This is a genomic window from Klebsiella sp. MISC125, assembly GCF_051131775.1.
Lineage (GTDB): Bacteria > Pseudomonadota > Gammaproteobacteria > Enterobacterales > Enterobacteriaceae > Klebsiella.
In genome coordinates this window covers 6,188,239-6,206,287 of the sequence record NZ_CP180448.1, presented here as the reverse complement: position 1 = coordinate 6,206,287, position 18,049 = coordinate 6,188,239, and the positions used below count along the sequence as shown (strand labels likewise).

The window sequence follows — 18,049 nt, the reverse complement described above, 5'->3', positions numbered from 1 at the left end:
ACCTTTTTGTGATGATCATTTGAATTTGCTATGTAAAGACTGAAAATAAACTACAAAAATGCTTTATCCATAACGGAAACAAGAGTAGAGTTAAAGACGTAGGGTACAGAGGTAAGATGTTCTATCTTTCAGACCTTTTACTTCACGTAATCGGATTTGGCTGAATATTTTAGCCGCCCCGGTCATTTATGACCGGGGCGTTTTTTATTGCGTGAAAGAAAATTTTTTGCGTATTGATATTGGCAAGGCAGGCTGCCCGGATAAGGCTCTGTATGCCCATACCCGGGAAAATTAACGATAATTACTCGCCGTCTTCAGGCTCTTCCTGAGGAGGAATGTCGTTATACCAGCTATCCAGCTTCTGACGCAGTTTATCTACGCCCTGCTTCTTCAGGGAAGAAAATGCTTCCACTTGCACATCACCATTAAATGCGATTACTGCTTCACGGACCTGGTTGAGCTGGGCTTTGCGCGCGCCACTGGCCAGCTTATCGGCTTTAGTCAGCAGCACCAGAACCGGGATATCGCTTTCAACGGCCCATAGGATCATCTGCTGATCGAGATCTTTAAGCGGATGCCGGATATCCATCAGTATGACCAGTCCTTTCAGACACAGGCGTTTTTCCAGGTATTCACCCAGCGCCCTCTGCCATTTGATTTTCATCTCTTCAGGAACTTGAGCGTAACCATAGCCTGGCAGGTCGACCAGACGTTTTCCCTCAGCAACTTCAAACAGGTTAATGAGCTGCGTACGACCAGGCGTCTTTGATGTACGAGCAAGGCTTTTCTGGTTAGTCAGCGTATTCAGGGCGCTGGATTTCCCTGCGTTAGAGCGGCCAGCGAATGCCACTTCGATACCGGTATCAGAAGGAAGATGGCGGATATCTGGTGCGCTAGTGACAAAATGCGTCAGTTGATAATTCCAGTTGGTCAAGACGGTCGTCTCCGTTAATCAGGCTATGACGGGGATTATACCTGAACAATAGAAAAAGGCTGTTTTTACCGCAACCCACTGGTGTGAGTAAAAGCCACATGCTTTGTAAGACATTGGCCATTGTTGATATAAGACATTTGTGAGAAAAGCCTGATTAAAAAATCACTAACGTTCTATAAATCATACAATTAAACGAAGAGAAGATTCTGAAATTAGCATTTTTTATACCGTTGCTGGTTGTAGGTTTTTCTTAAACCAGTAAAGTAGCGGGCAAGGGCGAAGGAAGCTAACAGGATTAAGACTCAGGACGAGGTGTCAGGAAGCGCCAGGAGGCGAGGACTACGGATTGTCAGGATGACAGGCGTCTGGAGACGTTTTAAAAGGAAATGGATGTAACAGGGACTGTTGGTAGCTAAAGGAAAGACAGGGGTTGTCGTTAGCTAACATGGAAAGTAGAAACCCATTAAGGGTTGTCAGTGCGGAAAAAGGCGACAGAGTAATCTGTCGCCTTTTTTCTTTGCTTGCTTTCTGCTAGATTCCGCCTCAATTCTATACTGAAGAAAACGGCCTGAAGATTAACACCATGAAAAAACCGACATCTGTACCTCGTGGCAAAAAAAGTCGCAAAACGCGTGAAGAATTGAACCAGGAAGCTCGCGATCGTAAGCAGCAGAAGAAACATCGCGGTCATGCGGCAGGAAGTCGTGCGACCGGTGGTGATGCCGCCTCTGCGGGTAAAAAACAAGGCCAACAGCAAGATCCGCGCATTGGCAGCAAAAAACCGATCCCGCTGGGTGTGACAGAGAATGCCCCAGTGATTAAGCAGCACAAACCGAAGAGCGAGAAACCTATGCTTTCACCGCAGGCTGAGCTGGATTTGCTGGAGAACGATGAGCGCCTGGACGCGCTGCTGGAACGTCTGGAAGAGGGCGGAACCTTGAATGCTGAAGAGCAGATCTGGGTTGATGCCAAACTGGACCGTATTGATGAACTGATGCAACAGCTCGGCCTCTCCTACGATGATGACGAAGATGAGGAAGAGGAAGAACGCAAAGAAGATATGATGCGTTTGCTGAAGGGCGGAAACTAACATTTGCACCCCATCGGATTCCCGGTCCTGCTTATAACCCTTTTGGTTATATGTTATCTGCTGTGGTTATTCGTTAAACTACGACGGTTGTCGCGGCGTCAGAAATGGCTGCGCAACCGGCTCATTACCCCAGGTGTGGTTGGGCCGGAGCGGCGTACCCGCCGACGGCACCATCGGAAGGAGTGAGCATGTCTGTGCAGTTAATCGACTGGGATCTGGCCCTGATCCAAAAATATAACTATTCCGGGCCGCGTTATACTTCGTACCCTACCGCGCTGGAGTTTTCTCCGGAATTTGGCGCTGCTGAATTTGACGCAGCGGTAGCCCGTTATCCGCAGCGACCTCTATCGCTGTATGTGCATATCCCGTTTTGCCATAAGCTCTGCTATTTTTGTGGCTGCAATAAAATTGTCACCCGCCAGCAGCATAAAGCCGATCAGTATCTGGACGTCCTTGAGCAGGAGATTATCCATCGCGCGCCGCTTTTTGCGGGTCGCCTGGTTAACCAACTGCATTGGGGCGGCGGTACGCCGACATATTTAAATAAGGCGCAAATTAGCCGCCTGATGAGCCTGCTGCGTACGCATTTCAATTTTAATGCCGAGGCTGAGATTTCCATTGAAGTCGATCCGCGTGAAATTGAGCTTGATGTACTGGATCATTTACGCGCTGAAGGATTCAACCGCTTGAGCATGGGCGTGCAGGACTTCAACAAAGAGGTGCAGCGCCTGGTGAACCGCGAGCAGGATGAAGAGTTTATCTTCGCCCTGCTCAACCATGCCCGAGAGATTGGCTTTACTTCTACCAATATCGATCTGATTTACGGACTGCCGAAGCAAACGCCAGAGAGCTTCGCTTTTACGCTCCAGCGCGTGGCTGAGCTAAATCCCGATCGTCTGAGCGTATTTAACTATGCGCATTTGCCGACGCTCTTCGCCGCACAGCGCAAAATCAAAGATGCCGATTTACCTTCAGCAGAGCAGAAGCTGGATATCCTGCAGGAAACGATTGATTCGCTGACCGCTGCGGGATATCAGTTTATCGGTATGGACCACTTTGCTCGTCCGGACGATGAACTGGCGATAGCCCAACGTGAAGGTATTTTGCATCGCAACTTCCAGGGCTATACCACCCAAGGGGATTCCGATCTGCTGGGGCTGGGTGTTTCGGCGATCAGTATGATTGGCGACTGCTATGCGCAGAACCAAAAAGAGCTGAAGCAGTATTATCAGCAGATTGATGAAACCGGAACGGCCTTATGGCGTGGCATTGCGTTGACTCGCGATGACTGTATTCGTCGCGATGTCATTAAAGCGCTGATCTGCAATTTCCGTCTCGATTTCTCCGCTGTAGAAACGCAGTGGGACTTAGACTTCAATGACTACTTCACTGAAGATATGAAACTGCTGGCGCCGCTGGCCAAAGACGGGCTGGTGGATGTGGATGAGAAAGGGATTCAGGTGACGCCGAAAGGCCGGTTGCTGATTCGCAACATATGCATGTGCTTTGACGCATATTTGCGCCAGAAAGCACGGATGCAGCAGTTTTCACGCGTGATTTAATCTATTCACCCTCTCCTTGCCGGGAGAGGGTGAATTATCAGCTAAACAATCCAACCATCGCCGCACACAAAACAGCAGCTATTGCCGTCTGCGGGGTATGACCGGCTGCGACACCGCTCGATATAATATTTATGAGTGATTCAAGCATGATTTCCCCCTGTCTTTCCGGGCACGATCATACTCAACGCATTTGAACAGTAAAGTACAAAATAGCAGCAGTTTGCGCTGGCAGACTATTTTTTACACGACACTATTCTACTACTCCATTCCCAGTTCTTTTAGCTTACGTGTCAACGTATTACGGCCCCATCCCAGCAGGCGTGCTGCTTCTTGTTTATGCCCCTGAGTGTGGCGTAGCGCGGTGGTCAATAGCGTGCGCTCCATCTCCGGCTGTGCTTCTGACAGCAGGTTTTGATGACCGGAACGTAAAGCGCGGTCGGCCCATTGCCCCAACAGCGTGGCCCAGCTATCCGGCAGCATTTGCGTCGGATTATCCGGTATCGCGGTTTCAAACAGCTCACTGGGAAGATCCTGGGTCAGAACCTCCTGGCCTGCCGCCATCACCGTCAGCCAACGACAGGTGTTCTCCAGTTGACGCACGTTACCCGGCCAGGCCAGCCGGGTTAGCGCCATCTCCGTTTCCGGGTGCAGCAGCTTGGCTTCAACGCCGAGTTCACGAGCAGCAACTTGCAGGAAGTGGCGCGCCAGCCGCGGAATATCTTCCCGACGCTCGCGTAGCGGCGGGAGATGGACGCGAATCACGTTCAGGCGGTGGAATAAGTCCTCGCGGAATTTTCCTTCCTGTACGCGCAGCTCAAGATTCTGGTGGGTGGCGGCGATAATGCGCACATCCACTTTCACCGGCGCATAGCCGCCTACGCGATAAAACTGGCCATCAGCCAGCACGCGCAGCAACCGAGTTTGTACGTCCAGCGGCATATCGCCGATTTCATCGAGGAACAACGTGCCGCCGTCTGCCTGTTCAAAACGCCCCTGGCGTACGGTATTCGCGCCCGTAAAGGCCCCTTTCTCGTGGCCGAACAGTTCTGATTCAATCAAGTCTTTGGGGATTGCCGCCATATTCAGCGCGATAAATGGTGCCTTAGCGCGCGGGCTGTGGCGGTGCAGAGCATGGGCAACTAGCTCTTTACCGGTACCGGACTCGCCGTTGATCAGCACGCTGATGGAGGAACGCGACAGGCGGCCTATAATGCGAAAAACGTCCTGCATTGCTGGCGCTTCGCCGATAATATCGGCCGCTGGGCTATTTATTGGCGCATTTCGCGGCTGCTGCTGTTCCTGATAATGGCTGATTGCGCGGTCGACCAGCGCCACCGCTTCATCAATATCAAACGGTTTTGGTAGATAATCAAAGGCACCTTGCTGATAAGCGCTGACCGCCGCGTCCAGATCTGAATGCGCCGTCATTATGATGACCGGGAGCATCGGGTGACGCTGTTTAATTTGTTTCAGCAGCGCCAGCCCATCCATTCCCGGCATACGGATATCAGACAGCAGGACATCCGGGGTTTTGGTGGTGAGGGCATCAAGCACCTCGCTGCCGCTCTCAAACGTTGTACAACTCAAGCCAGCCCCGGTGAGCGCGCGTTCAAGCACCCAACGGATGGAGCTATCGTCATCAACGATCCATGCTATCCCTCGTTGCATAAACACCTCTACTTCCGAATAGGCAGGTACACCGAGAATTCGGTATGCCCTGGCCAACTGGTAAATTCAATTTTGCCGGAGTGCTGATCGATAAGGCTGCGGGCGATAGACAGCCCGAGGCCAGTACCGCCTTCGCGCCCGCTCACCATCGGATAAAACAGCGTATCCTGTAAGTGAGACGGTATTCCCGGGCCGTTATCTTCAACGTCAATACGTGCTGCAAGGCGGTAGCGAACCCCGTGCAGAGTCAGCTGGAACGCCGTACGGGTACGCAGGACTATCTCTCCGCCATCAGGCCCCAGCGCTTGCAGCGCATTGCGGACGATATTCAGCAGCACTTGTTCAATTTGATCCGGGTCGTGTGGGAGTTCCGGCAGGCTTGGGTCGTAATCACGAACCAGTTTGACGTTATCCGGCAACTCCATAGACACCAGCTTCACCACTCGCTCTGCAACCTTGTGAATGCTCTCTGTGACGTGCATTCCAGGATGCTGCGGTCCCAGCAGGCGGTCAACCAGATTTCTTAACCGATCGGCCTGCTCAATGATGACTTTGGTGTATTCCGTCAACGAAGGATCGGGCAGCGCTTTGCTCAGCAACTGCGCTGCACCGCGCAGGCCACCCAACGGGTTTTTAATCTCGTGGGCCAAACCGCGCACTAAGTCACGCGCGGCAATCTGCTGTGCGTGCTGAAGCTGTTCCTGGCTCAGACGACGCTGATTATCCATCGGTGCCATTTCCAGCAAAATGTAGCCCTCAGGAAGGCGCTGTGCCGTCAGAGACAGGATATGCGACCGACCATCGATGACCAGCGTCACTTCGTTATCGGTAAAGCCCTGGCCCGCCTGCAGGCTCTCCTGCATGAGACCAATATTCAGCGAGAAATAGCTCAACAGCTCCGGGAGCGGGGTACCAAATAGCTTACGTGAGCTTTGCGCCAGCAACTGCTGTGCAGCCGGGTTCGCGTAATGCACCGCCAGGTCGTCATCGACCAGTAAGATACTGTTGATTAAAGAGTTAAGGATCTGCCCAGCATCGGGCAGTGTGCCTGTTGCCATCTGACAGTCTCCTGAATTAGAGTGCACCATTTTAGTGCAGTATAGCTTTTTATGAGTAAAAAGCTCATGAGATCAGCGCGTTGGTGGAGAAAAAAGCCCATCCTGAGATGGGCTGAAAGTTTCCACGGCAACAAAACATCCTCGGTACCCCACGCCACAACACGGAATACCGCGGATTTACAGCAAAATTAAACGCTGTAGTACAGCTCGAACTCAACCGGGTGCGGAGTCATGCGTACACGGTCGTTCTCTTCAATACGCAGGGCGATGTAAGCATCGATTGCGTCGTTGGTGAATACGCCACCAGCGGTCAGGAATTCACGGTCAGCATCCAGTTCGTTCAATGCTTCTTCCAGAGAACCTGCAACCTGTGGGATCTCTTTCGCTTCTTCCGGCGGCAGATCGTACAGGTTTTTGTCCATCGCTTCGCCCGGATGGATTTTGTTCTTGATACCGTCAAGGCCAGCCATCAGCAGTGCAGCAAAGCACAGGTACGGGTTAGCAGCCGGATCCGGGAAGCGGACTTCGATACGACGCGCTTTCGGAGAGGTCACTACCGGAATACGGATGGAAGCGGAGCGGTTACGGGCAGAGTAAGCCAACATGACCGGTGCTTCATAACCCGGGACCAGACGCTTGTAAGAGTTGGTGGTCGGGTTCGCCAGGGCGTTAATGGCTTTAGCGTGCTTGATTACGCCGCCGATGTAGAACAGCGCTTGTTCAGACAGGCCTGCGTATTTGTCGCCAGAGAACAGGTTTACGCCGTTCTTGGACAGGGACATGTGGCAGTGCATACCGGAACCGTTATCGCCGAACATCGGTTTTGGCATAAAGGTCGCTGTTTTACCGAAGCGGTGTGCGACGTTGTGCACGACGTATTTGTAGATCTGAATTTCGTCCGCTTTTTTGGTCATGGTGTTAAAGCGGGTAGCGATTTCGTTCTGACCGGCAGTCGCCACTTCGTGGTGGTGAGCTTCAACAACAAGGCCCATCTCTTCCATGATCATACACATGGTAGAACGGATATCCTGAGAAGAGTCTACCGGCGGAACCGGGAAATAACCGCCTTTCACGCCCGGACGGTGGCCTTTGTTGCCGCCTTCATATTTGGTGGAAGAGTTCCATGCGCCTTCGATATCATCGATAGCAACGTGAGAACCGGAGATGGACGCACCAAAACGGATGTCATCGAACAGGAAGAATTCAGGTTCTGGCCCGAACAGCACGGTATCCGCAATGCCGGTTGCGCGCAGGTATTCTTCCGCACGTTTGGCGATGGAGCGCGGGTCACGGTCATAGCCCTGCAGGGTGCCTGGTTCCAGGATATCGCAACGGATGATCAGCGTCGGTTCTTCGTAGAACGGGTCGATCAGCGCGGTAGTTGCGTCCGGCATCAGAACCATGTCGGATTCGTTAATACCTTTCCAGCCGCCAATCGAGGAGCCATCAAACATTTTGCCTTCTTCGAAGAATTCGGCATTTACCTGATGAGAAGGAATAGTAACGTGCTGTTCTTTACCTTTGGTATCGGTGAAGCGCAGATCGACAAACTTCACTTCGTGCTCGTTCAGCATCGTCAAAACGTGTTCAGCGGACATACTTAAACTCTCCCGGATTGGTCATTGTCGTCGTGGTAACGAAAACTTTCTAACTGCTTAAGGTGGCGTTGTTGCCTTAAAAAATATAAAGCGAAATCTGTGCCAACTTTTAAATTGCCCCCAAAAGGCGTTATCATGCACACCATCGTGCAAAAGGGCTGCACCATTATGAATGCATTGCACTATAATAGTGCAATTGTGTGAACATTGGGCACTTATTTGGTGCAATTGACCTTTAATAACCCTTTTAACGCTCCGTGAAAGCGGTCACAAAGAAACTCTGCAATACTTGTTTGCGGGGGATGTTTGTGATCCTGTTTTGTAGTGCGATTAATCCGTGTACAATAACGCGCTATTTCTAAATGCCTGAGGCAAAGTTGTGATCGAAAATTTGCGTAACATCGCCATCATCGCGCACGTTGACCATGGTAAAACTACCCTGGTTGATAAGCTGCTGCAGCAATCCGGTACGTTCGATGCGCGTGCCGAAACTCAAGAGCGTGTGATGGACTCCAACGATTTGGAGAAAGAGCGTGGGATTACCATCCTGGCTAAAAACACCGCTATCAAATGGAATGATTACCGTATCAACATCGTTGATACCCCGGGGCACGCCGACTTCGGTGGTGAAGTTGAACGTGTCATGTCCATGGTCGATTCCGTTCTGCTGGTCGTTGATGCAATGGATGGTCCGATGCCGCAGACGCGCTTCGTGACCAAAAAAGCCTTTGCTCATGGCCTGAAGCCAATTGTTGTTATCAACAAAGTTGACCGTCCGGGCGCACGCCCTGACTGGGTTGTCGATCAGGTATTCGACCTGTTCGTAAACCTCGACGCTACCGACGAACAGCTGGACTTCCCTATCGTTTACGCTTCTGCGCTGAACGGTATCGCGGGTCTGGATCACGAAGATATGGCTGACGATATGACTCCGCTGTATCAGACTATCGTCGATCGCGTACCGGCTCCGAACGTTGACCTTGATGGCCCGCTGCAGATGCAAATCTCCCAGTTGGACTACAACAACTACGTTGGCGTCATCGGCATCGGCCGCATCAAACGCGGTAAAGTGAAGCCGAACCAGCAGGTTACTATCGTTGATAGCGAAGGCAAAACCCGTAACGGTAAAGTCGGTAAAGTTCTGACCCATCTGGGTCTTGAGCGTATCGAGAGCGACGTTGCAGAAGCTGGCGATATCATCGCGATCACCGGTCTGGGCGAGCTGAACATCTCTGACACCATCTGCGATACGCAGAATGTTGAAGCGCTGCCGGCGCTGTCTGTTGATGAGCCGACCGTAACCATGTTCTTCTGCGTTAACACCTCTCCGTTCTGTGGCAAAGAAGGTAAGTACGTTACCTCTCGTCAGATCCTTGACCGCCTGAACAAAGAGCTGGTGCACAACGTGGCGCTGCGCGTTGAAGAAACTCCGGATGCAGACGCATTCCGCGTTTCTGGCCGTGGTGAACTGCACCTGTCTGTTCTTATTGAGAACATGCGTCGTGAAGGTTTCGAGATGGCGGTTTCCCGTCCGAAAGTAATCTTCCGCGAAATCGATGGCCGTAAACAAGAGCCGTTCGAAAACGTCACGCTGGACGTCGAAGAGCAGCACCAGGGTTCTGTGATGCAGGCACTGGGTGAGCGTAAAGGCGATCTGAAAAACATGAATCCAGATGGCAAAGGCCGCGTACGTCTTGACTACGTGATCCCAAGCCGTGGTCTGATCGGTTTCCGTTCAGAATTCATGACCATGACCTCCGGTACCGGTCTGCTGTACTCCACCTTCAGCCATTACGACGACGTTCGTGCGGGTGATGTGGGTCAGCGTCAGAACGGCGTTCTGATCTCCAACGGCCAGGGTAAAGCGGTTGCGTTCGCACTGTTCAGCCTGCAGGACCGCGGTAAGCTGTTCCTGGGTCACGGTGCAGAAGTTTACGAAGGCCAGATCATCGGTATTCACAGTCGTTCTAACGACCTGACTGTAAACTGCCTGACCGGTAAGAAACTGACCAACATGCGTGCTTCCGGTACTGACGAAGCGACGACCCTGGTTCCGGCACTGAAAATGACGCTGGAGCAAGCTCTTGAGTTCATCGATGACGACGAACTGGTAGAAGTAACCCCGACTTCTGTCCGTATCCGTAAGCGTCATCTGACCGAGAACGATCGTAAACGCGCGATGCGTGGTTCTAAAGAAGATTAATTAACGCTTCTTGCTATGAAAAAGCCGCTGATTATCAGCGGCTTTTTTTTGCCTAAAAAACTTAAAAGAAATACTTCACCCCAGCGCGAATCTGGTTTTGCTCCCGGTGGTACGGCTCCACATTGCGATCCAGCCAGCGTAGTTCAAAGTAAGGCAGCCAGTTTTGATTGATCCGATACCTGAAGGTATTGGTAATTTCCCAGTGATGGTCTTTACCGTTGCTACTATTAAAGTCATTCACCCGCGTAAAATAGTGTGGTTCAAAAGTATAAGAGAATTTATCGGTGATAATAAAATTCCAATAGGTACCTACTTCGTAGGTATCATTATTATCTTGCTCACCGTTTAAGTCAGTTGAGCTGTAGTTATTGTGATTATAGCGGTTACGCACGGTCAGATTAAACCACGGGGTAAATTTGTAATTCACATCCAGATAAACCGCACCGCTGGAGCCAATGCTCTTGTCGGTAATTAACCCTCCCGGCTGAATCGTTAATTTATCCGTTGGTCTGAATAGCGGATACCAGCCTTCGATTTCGTTATAGCCATGCTTTAACTCATCCTTGCGTTGCAGAGTATAGGTGTTGGTGAGCATCAGGCCAGCGCCCATATCAAAGTTATAGCCAACGCGCAGCATGACCTCCATCTGATCGGATGCAAGGTTATACGCCTCGCGATTTTCCACATAAGCAACAGCAAACGCAGAGGTAGAGATAACAGAGGTTAACAGAAGTATCGCGTTTATTTTTTTCATAATAAATCCATTTTTTAACGTAGGGGAGCCGCTATCCATTAAAATGGATAGAGCGGCAATAATTAAAAAAGAGGTCTTTTAGTTATTCACAATACCGGGTTGTGTTGTTTTTTTCGTTGGCCAATTTCCTCGATAATAAAAGCAAAACGGCTTTCATTGAGCTTATAAAATAAGCCCATAGTGAATGCCGCGATAATCGCCAGACTGCAGGGCCAGAGGAAAATAAGCTGGCGTAAACCGAGTAGCGTAGTTTCACTTTGCGCAACATTGGGGATATAACCAATTTGCGTCAGCATAATTCCTGGCAAGAACCCAGCAAGCGCTGCGGAAATTTTTCGTGAAAAGGTATAACCGGTATAAACCGACCCTTCCGCACGAATACCCGTTTTCCACTCACCATAATCAACCGTATCCGGAACCAGCGCCCAGTTCAGACTGTTAACGAAGGCGGTGCCAAAGAAGGCCATGCAGGAGAACGTCACAAATAAAAATGATGTACTTCCCCAGAAAAAGTTCAGCACATCGCCTATGGCCCACAATGCCAGCCCACCCAGGTAAACCTGCTTTTTACCGAAGCGCTTCACCGTTGTGGGGACAAGAAAAACGCCCACCAGGATACAACCCATACTGAAAAAGCCCATCCATGACAGCAGATGGATATCGTTCAGTACGTACTGGGTGTAATAGACCTGAATCGCCAGCTTGATGTTAAATGCCGCCAGCGTACACAGGTTAGCAATACACAGCACCAGCAGAGGGGGGTTACGGAAAATCGCGCAGAACGACTTGAGAATACTGGGTTTATGATGATCCGGTACGATTTCAATATAGCGCTCTTTCACCCCGCTAAAGCACCACCACATGCTGAATAACCCGCAAACGGAGAAGATCAGCGCAGCAATCAGATAGCCAAGTGAAGGTGAACTTGTAAAAAGCGCCTGAATGGGCATAAAGCCAACGGTACACAGCAACAGGCCCAGGGTTGCGCCGCCCTGTCGCCACGCGGCGAGTTCTGCGCGCTGGTGCGGGTTTTTAGTGATGGCGGGAACCATCGCCCCGTAAGAGCAGTTCATCAGGCTATAGAACAGACCGAACAACATAAACAGCACCGTCGCCAGCCCCGTTTTCACCGTTAGCGTAAAATCTGTCGCTAAAAACTGCGCTGTGGCGACCAGCGCGACGGGGAATGAGGCATACAGAATAAAAGGCCTGAATTTCCCCTTTGCGCCGATATTACGCCGCGAGTCCAGTAATACGCCGGTCAGCATATCGGTGAAGGCGGTGAAGAACTTCGCTACCAGAAAGATGATCCCGCCGTAATATGCAGGCATCCCTAGTTCATCGGTATAAAATTTAAGCAAATACAGCGTGCCGATACACAGCATCAAATTTGAGCCGAAGTCACCCACGCCATAGGCGCATTTTTCCCGTAGGCTCAGTTTTAGCGTTAGCGGATCATGGTCAGACATAATCGCTCCTCAATAACGCCCCGTAGGGCGCTATTCATTATTATTATCAGACAGGTTGTTTACGGGCTTCTATCTCTTCAACGATGCGGACATACATCTTCTCGTTAAGGTTGTAGAAACAGCCCATCGCCACGATGGTGATCACCGCTAGCGCGCACGGATAAATAAAAATCAGCTGGCGTAAGCCTTCGACGGTACCCGCCGATTGCACCACGTTGGGCACGTAGCCAATCTGGGTCAGCATCCAGCCGGGGAAGAAGCCAGCCAGCGCCTGCGACACTTTACGGAAGAAGGTAAATCCGGTGTACACCGTACCTTCAGAACGCACGCCGGTGCGCCATTCGCCATATTCCACCGTGTCGGAGACCAGCGCCCAGTTCAGGCTGTTGACGAACGCCGAACCAAAGAAGGCCAGACAGGAGAAAGCAACAAAACTGACCGACCCGCCGCCAAAGAAGTAGTTGAGCAGATCGCCCGCAATCCAAATCAGCAGGCCGCCGATATAAACCTTCTTCTTACCAAAGCGTCTGACCATCATGGGCATTAAAAAGACGCCAATAAAGATACAGCCCATGCTGAAAAATCCCATCCAGGAGAGGAGGATGGGGTCATTCAGTACGTACTGGGTGTAATAGACCTGAATCGCTAGCTTGACGTTAAACGCGCCGAGCGTACAGAGGTTGGCAATGCACAGAATAAACAGCGGGCGGTTGCCAGCGATGGCGCGGAAGGATTGCAGTAACCCCGGCTTTTGCGCCGCATCAACGGGCTTAACTTCGACGTAGCGCTCTTTAACTCCCGCATAGCATAGCCACATAAACAGCAGGCCGAACAGGGAGAACAGCGTGGCGGCGAAGATATAACCCAGTTGCGAGTTGCCTTCGATCAGGTTCATCACTGGCACAAAGCCGACGGTGCACAGCAGCAGGCCGAGCGTCGCGCCGCCCTGACGCCAGGCGGCAAGCGAAGCGCGCTCATCCGGGTTTTTCGTTATCGCGGGTACCATCGCGCCATAAGAGCAGTTCATCATGCTGAAGAACAGTCCGTACAGCATAAACAGCACCGTCGCCATCACCGTTTTGCCGGTGATTTCAAACGGCGTGCCGACAAAGTTAGCGATAGCCAGAAGCGTAACCGGGAAAGCTGCGTAAATCAGGAATGGACGGAATTTACCTTTTGGACCGATTTTACGCCGCGAATCGAGCATAATCCCGGTGCCCATATCGGTAAATGCGGTAAAAAACTTGGCGATAAGGAAAATAATACCGCCGTAAGTTCCCGGTAAACCAAGGACATCGGTATAAAATTTGAGTAAATAGAGCGTGCCAATGTCCAGCAGGATATTGGAACCTAAATCACCCAGCCCATAGGCGAGTTTTTCTTTAAAAGGCAAGCGTAGGGTTGCCGGATTAGCTGAATTTTGACTCATTGTTATTCTCCGTTTGCCCGCGAGTCTCCCCGCGGGCGAGCCGTATTAGATGTGGCGTAAAGTGGCAAACAGCGATGCCCACTCACTCTTCGCGCGATAGAAGACGGGTGGCTGGCCAATTGGCGCATCGACGGTAATTTCGCCGCCCTGGTGAGTTTCACCGGTCCAGACGTTGACCCAGCTGTCTTCTGGCAGATACAGCGTCCAGTCGCATTTATCCTGTTCGTGAACCGGCGCAACCAACAGATCCTGACCCAGCAGATACTGATATTTCAGGGTATAGGTGGCTGCATCGTCTTCGTAATGCAGGAACAGCGGGCGCATCACCGGCAGGCCGGAGGCGGCGTTCTGCGCAACGGCCTGTTTGAGATACGGTTTCAGGGTGGTGAAGACGGTGGTCATACGGGCAAAGTGGGCGATAGTCTCTTCATCGCCATCAAACTGCCAGTTATCGCCTGGGCGGTTACCTTCGTGGGTGCGCATCATCGGGGTGAAGGCGCTGAAGTCACACCAGCGCAGCAGCAGCTCTTTCGTGCGTTTCATGTCAAACAGGGTCGTGTAGCCGCCGATATCGCTGTGGTGCAGGCCGTGGCCGGTCATCGCCAGCGACAGCGCCGCAGGGACGACCGAAGCCAGGCCATCGTCGAGACTCCAGTCCACGTTTTGGTCGCCCGCCCACATCATGGTGGAGTACTTCTGGCTGCCGGTGTAACCCGCACGCATAAAGAACAGGATCTCGCCGAGCTTGCCGGTCTCCTGTAGCGCCTCGTAGTTACATTTCGCCCACAGCGCAGGCCAGGCGTTGTGCATGATCTCGGCGCTGACGCCGTTGTGCAGATACGTATCGGTCGGCAGGTATTCGCCAAAATCTGCCATCCAGCCGCCGCAACCGAGCTCAATCATGTTCTTTTTGATGACTTCTTTGAACCAGTCGTAGGCTTCCGGGTTAGTCAGATCGACCACGCCGCCGTAAAACTCGCCGAACTCAACCAGGTAGTCACCGCCAGCGGCATCTTTTGCCAGATAGCCGCGTTCTGCCGCTTCGGCGCAGAGATCTTTATCGCTGGCAACGTACGGGTTGATATACGAGAGGAACTGCACGCCTTCTTCTTTCCACTGCTTAATACGGCTATCCAGCTGTGGGTAGTTGTCGCTGTTCCACTTCCAGTTCCACATCACGCGCTTGCCAAAGGAGGTCATACGGATCCCGGACCAGTCCTGCGCCCAGATGCCGTTCACCTTCACGCCCGCGTTGCGCATGGTGTCCAGTTTGTTCTGGCAAACCTCGGTGCCGCCCTGAATACCCAGCGTGACGCCGTCGTAAATCCAGTCCGGCAGCTCTGACTGGCGGCCTAACAGCGCGGTCAGTTTTTCCAGCAGGGAAATATAGGTGTCGGCGCACTCAAAGCGCAGGGTGGTTTTGTCTTCCCACAGCGCCAGTTCGTGATACTCCGGTGCGCTAAAGTCGAAATTCATGTAGCAGCTGTTATCAACGTGGCAGTAGTATTTTTGCGTGCTGACAAAGGTTGGTTGCGGGAAGAAGGTCCAGTAATAGTCGCCGCCCGCGTTCTCTTTGCAGTCCGCCTGCCAGGTGACATAACTATTTTTATTACGACCCACGCCCTGTTCGCTGGTCCACAGTGGGAACGGCTTGCCGCGTAAATCAAAGTAAGAGAACTGTTCGCCGCAGCCGTAGATATGATCGGCCGGGTTAGCGGCCAGCCGCAGCCAGATGCGATTGTGGCTCAGATCGTCGTTTTGCAGATCCAGCTTCAGGCGGCCCTGTTCATCAGTGGAGATTTTCAGGGTCGCGTTGATGGTGGTGCCGCGGCTGAAATCGACCCGCCAGCCGTCAGACGATTCACTGACCGTGGCACTCGTGAGAGCAATTTTTTCATTCAGTTTGTCTTTAATACTGAAGTTGCCGCGAAACATATCAATATCCGCGACGCCGGCGCCAATCCACAGGCAAGGAGTTTGCGAGGTATGGCGCAGAATCAGGCGCTGTTGATACGTTAGCGCAAAGCCATCCTGTAGGGTTGTGAGTTCTAATGCGCTTGACCGTTGTTGTAACGAATTCATTTTCGTCTCCGTAGATATAGGGTAATTCGGTAATTTTTGCGTCGGAATGGGGCTATTCAGCGCCGATCAAAAAGCGCATCCGGTGCATCTCGCCAGGGGCAAGAGAAATAAGGCCAATTCCGGAATTAAAGGCATCAGGCGGACAGGTCATGGGCTCGACGGCGAGTCCTTGTCGATGTAACTTCTCGCCGCTGTAAACCTGCAGCCAGGGTTGGTCGCAGCGCAGAAACGTCGTCATATTTTTTGCTGCGCTGAACATCCTGACTTCCCACTCATCGTCCGGCGCTGTCGTTTTAAAGGTGTGATCGATCTGCGTCGCCGCGATAGGGCGTGGTGTGGTGAAATTTAGCTCTGTGTGCTCAACGCGATGCAATTCCTGGGTATCAATGCTCAATACCTCGTCTGCCGGAAGGATTAGCGTACAGCTATCAATTTTCTCAAGATCGCAGGTTAAATAGGGATGCGCGCCGGAACCGTAAGGGGCTGGTTGATCGCCGATATTGAGCGTGCTGATAGAAACATGCAGACCGCCTATGGCGTCCAGGCGGTACATGACTTCGACAAGCAGCGAAAAGGGATAGCCGTAAGAAGGTGGCAGAAAAATCATCAGCGACGCTTCCGATGCCGACTGCTGGTTAATCTGCCAATCCCGCCAGGCTAAAAGGCCATGAATCGCGCTCTGCGAAGCAAGGTCGTTAACGGCAAGCTGAAATGCCTTGCCGTTATGCTGATAGCAGCCGTTTGCTATGCGATTTGGCCAGGGAACCAATATTTTCCCCAGATGCGCCAGCGGCATCTCTTCAGGCTTGTGCGGAATAACAACGTGACGCCCATGGTGCGTCAGTTCTGCCAGTCCCGCGCCAACCGTGACGATTTTTGCCTGATAGTGTCCGGCCTGAAGTTGAATGGTTTTTCCGCCGCTGTGCATGGCTGCTATCCTTATGACCTATTTTGCGTTGATATCCAGAAGACCAGCAGCAACCGCCGGAGCCAGCCCAGGTGCCAGGGGCAGGCGCGGGATCACCAGGCAGTGCAGCAGGTGGTAAATATCCTGCTTGCCGTCCCAGACTTTGGTGGTCACCTTGTTATCGGTATCCAGCTCCTGCCACCATGAACCGGTCTCGTAGTCCATCAGATAAGTGATGCAGTAATCCCACCACGTCTGGTACCAGGCTTCGTACTGGCTGTCGCCGGTGAGGGTGTACAGGGCGTAGGCGGTGCCCATCGCTTCGACGATCGGCCAGCGCACTCTTTCGCGAACGATCGGTTTACCGTCCCAGTCCACCGAGTAGACAAAGCCGTCCGCGCCGTCCGGTGCCCAGGCATCGCGGATGGTGGCGTGGAATAAACCTTTAGCATCTTCCAGCAGCCAGGCTGGTGGCGTTTCGAAGCGAGCTTCCAGCGCGGCGTGCAGATGCAGCATCAATCTGCCCCACTCGATCCAGTGGCCCGGAGTGCCGCCGTAGGCGCGGAAGCGATGCGCTGGGTTGTCTTTGTTGTAATCGCGAATAGGGTTCCACTGCGAATCGAAGTGCTCGTTAACGCGATACTCACCGCTGCGGGCCACGTCGTGAATAATCACCGACGCGATGCGTAGCGCCCGATCCAGCCATTTACGATCATGAGTGACGTCGTAAACGATCAGGAAGGCTTCAACTGCGTGCATGTTGGCGTTGCCGCCGCGATAATCTTCCGTCTGGCTGAAGGCTTCGTCCCAGGACTCCAGGCACATCTGCTCATCTTCACTCCAGAAGTATTTTTCAATCACTTCGATGGCGTCATTGAGCAGTTGTCTGGCCTGTGGATGACCGGTCGTGACCGCGCTTGCCGCGCCAAGCAACACAAAGAAATGCTGATAGCCCTGCTTGGAGGCATCCGTCACGCCTTCGTCATTAACGCAGGCGTACCAGCCGCCGTAGCGTTTGTCGCGCAATGCGCCGTTCAGAGCGTTGATCCCGTGACTGACTAATTGATACGCACCGGGGCGACCCATGGATGCGGCAACGGAATAGACGTGCAGCATTCGGGCAGTGATCCACAGATGCGTTCCCATATCCGTTCTGACCTGACCACTATTTCCCAGCCAGCCAAATCCGGTCGGTACCGCCGCGTTCTTGCCAAAGTTAAAGATGCGGTCGGTTTCCTGCTCCAGCCAGCGGTTGTGGCTCAAGGTGTTAAACCATTTCATTCTTCGATCCTCGT

14 protein-coding genes are annotated in these 18,049 nt (G+C 52.3%); 3 read left to right on the top strand and 11 right to left on the bottom strand.

The genetic code is table 11. The features are described from left to right. Positions 1-301 precede the first annotated feature (301 nt). Positions 302-934 (bottom strand): ribosome biogenesis GTP-binding protein YihA/YsxC, encoded by a 633-nt coding sequence (yihA, locus tag ACMYSL_RS29030; protein WP_110276067.1) that lies wholly within the window; start codon positions 932-934, stop codon positions 302-304. Between the two features lie 583 nt (positions 935-1,517). Here yihA and yihI point away from each other — a divergent pair. Both yihI and hemN read left to right on the top strand, forming a co-directional pair. Continuing rightward, on the top strand, positions 1,518-2,024 hold the full coding sequence (yihI, locus tag ACMYSL_RS29025) for a Der GTPase-activating protein YihI (RefSeq protein WP_434660974.1): 507 nt from the start codon (positions 1,518-1,520) through the stop codon (positions 2,022-2,024). A 188-nt stretch (positions 2,025-2,212) separates the two neighbouring features. Beyond that, the gene (gene hemN, locus ACMYSL_RS29020; RefSeq protein WP_434660973.1) at positions 2,213-3,586 is read left to right on the top strand and encodes an oxygen-independent coproporphyrinogen III oxidase; all 1,374 of its coding nucleotides are present in this window, start codon (positions 2,213-2,215) and stop codon (positions 3,584-3,586) included. 37 nt (positions 3,587-3,623) lie between these two features. On the opposite strand, the gene ACMYSL_RS29015 is transcribed toward hemN, so the two are convergent. From ACMYSL_RS29015 to glnA, 4 genes are all read right to left on the bottom strand, one after another. Beyond that, positions 3,624-3,734, bottom strand: a complete 111-nt coding sequence (locus ACMYSL_RS29015) for a YshB family small membrane protein (RefSeq protein WP_110276071.1) — start codon at positions 3,732-3,734, stop codon at positions 3,624-3,626. A gap of 110 nt (positions 3,735-3,844) precedes the next feature. Beyond that, positions 3,845-5,254 carry a nitrogen regulation protein NR(I) gene (glnG, locus tag ACMYSL_RS29010; protein ID WP_110276072.1) on the bottom strand — a complete coding sequence of 470 codons (1,410 nt, stop codon included), beginning with the start codon at positions 5,252-5,254 and terminating at the stop codon, positions 3,845-3,847. 8 nt (positions 5,255-5,262) lie between these two features. Next, positions 5,263-6,312, bottom strand: coding sequence for a nitrogen regulation protein NR(II) (gene glnL, locus ACMYSL_RS29005; RefSeq protein WP_181484283.1), 1,050 nt, complete (start codon positions 6,310-6,312; stop codon positions 5,263-5,265). A 188-nt stretch (positions 6,313-6,500) separates the two neighbouring features. After that, entirely contained in the window at positions 6,501-7,910 is a 1,410-nt protein-coding gene (gene glnA / locus ACMYSL_RS29000) for a glutamate--ammonia ligase (RefSeq protein ID WP_112216906.1), read from the bottom strand. 379 nt (positions 7,911-8,289) lie between these two features. Between glnA and typA the strand changes: the two genes are divergently transcribed. Continuing rightward, complete coding sequence (gene typA / locus ACMYSL_RS28995; RefSeq protein WP_110276075.1) at positions 8,290-10,113, top strand: ribosome-dependent GTPase TypA; 1,824 nt, start codon at positions 8,290-8,292, stop codon at positions 10,111-10,113. A 61-nt stretch (positions 10,114-10,174) separates the two neighbouring features. On the opposite strand, the gene ompL is transcribed toward typA, so the two are convergent. The 6 genes from ompL to yihS all read right to left on the bottom strand — a co-directional run bounded on the left by ompL (position 10,175) and on the right by yihS (position 18,035). Then, a complete protein-coding gene (gene ompL, locus ACMYSL_RS28990) occupies positions 10,175-10,867 on the bottom strand; it encodes a porin OmpL (protein WP_434660971.1) in 693 nt (230 codons plus the stop codon). Positions 10,868-10,953: 86 nt separating this feature from the next. Further along, complete coding sequence (locus ACMYSL_RS28985) at positions 10,954-12,336, bottom strand: MFS transporter (RefSeq protein ID WP_139537226.1); 1,383 nt, start codon at positions 12,334-12,336, stop codon at positions 10,954-10,956. Positions 12,337-12,382: 46 nt separating this feature from the next. Beyond that, positions 12,383-13,765: an MFS transporter gene (locus ACMYSL_RS28980; RefSeq protein WP_139537227.1), complete on the bottom strand. Its 1,383-nt coding sequence runs from the start codon at positions 13,763-13,765 to the stop codon at positions 12,383-12,385. Positions 13,766-13,810: 45 nt separating this feature from the next. Continuing rightward, positions 13,811-15,847: an alpha-glucosidase gene (locus tag ACMYSL_RS28975; protein ID WP_434660969.1), complete on the bottom strand. Its 2,037-nt coding sequence runs from the start codon at positions 15,845-15,847 to the stop codon at positions 13,811-13,813. 52 nt (positions 15,848-15,899) lie between these two features. Then, positions 15,900-16,790, bottom strand: coding sequence for an aldose-1-epimerase (locus ACMYSL_RS28970; RefSeq protein ID WP_434664315.1), 891 nt, complete (start codon positions 16,788-16,790; stop codon positions 15,900-15,902). A gap of 3 nt (positions 16,791-16,793) precedes the next feature. After that, complete coding sequence (yihS, locus tag ACMYSL_RS28965; RefSeq protein ID WP_434660967.1) at positions 16,794-18,035, bottom strand: sulfoquinovose isomerase; 1,242 nt, start codon at positions 18,033-18,035, stop codon at positions 16,794-16,796. Positions 18,036-18,049 lie beyond the last annotated feature (14 nt).

What these genes read in the sequence shown, in the direction of transcription:
- yihI (WP_434660974.1), top strand. Translation starts at nt 1,518, where the DNA reads ATGAAAAAACCGACATCTGTACCTCGTGGCAAAAAAAGTCGCAAAACG.
- hemN (WP_434660973.1), top strand. Translation starts at nt 2,213, where the DNA reads ATGTCTGTGCAGTTAATCGACTGGGATCTGGCCCTGATCCAAAAATAT.
- ACMYSL_RS29015 (WP_110276071.1), bottom strand. Translation starts at nt 3,734, where the DNA reads ATGCTTGAATCACTCATAAATATTATATCGAGCGGTGTCGCAGCCGGT.
- glnG (WP_110276072.1), bottom strand. Translation starts at nt 5,254, where the DNA reads ATGCAACGAGGGATAGCATGGATCGTTGATGACGATAGCTCCATCCGT.
- glnL (WP_181484283.1), bottom strand. Translation starts at nt 6,312, where the DNA reads ATGGCAACAGGCACACTGCCCGATGCTGGGCAGATCCTTAACTCTTTA.
- glnA (WP_112216906.1), bottom strand. Translation starts at nt 7,910, where the DNA reads ATGTCCGCTGAACACGTTTTGACGATGCTGAACGAGCACGAAGTGAAG.
- ompL (WP_434660971.1), bottom strand. Translation starts at nt 10,867, where the DNA reads ATGAAAAAAATAAACGCGATACTTCTGTTAACCTCTGTTATCTCTACC.
- ACMYSL_RS28985 (WP_139537226.1), bottom strand. Translation starts at nt 12,336, where the DNA reads ATGTCTGACCATGATCCGCTAACGCTAAAACTGAGCCTACGGGAAAAA.
- ACMYSL_RS28980 (WP_139537227.1), bottom strand. Translation starts at nt 13,765, where the DNA reads ATGAGTCAAAATTCAGCTAATCCGGCAACCCTACGCTTGCCTTTTAAA.
- ACMYSL_RS28975 (WP_434660969.1), bottom strand. Translation starts at nt 15,847, where the DNA reads ATGAATTCGTTACAACAACGGTCAAGCGCATTAGAACTCACAACCCTA.
- yihS (WP_434660967.1), bottom strand. Translation starts at nt 18,035, where the DNA reads ATGAAATGGTTTAACACCTTGAGCCACAACCGCTGGCTGGAGCAGGAA.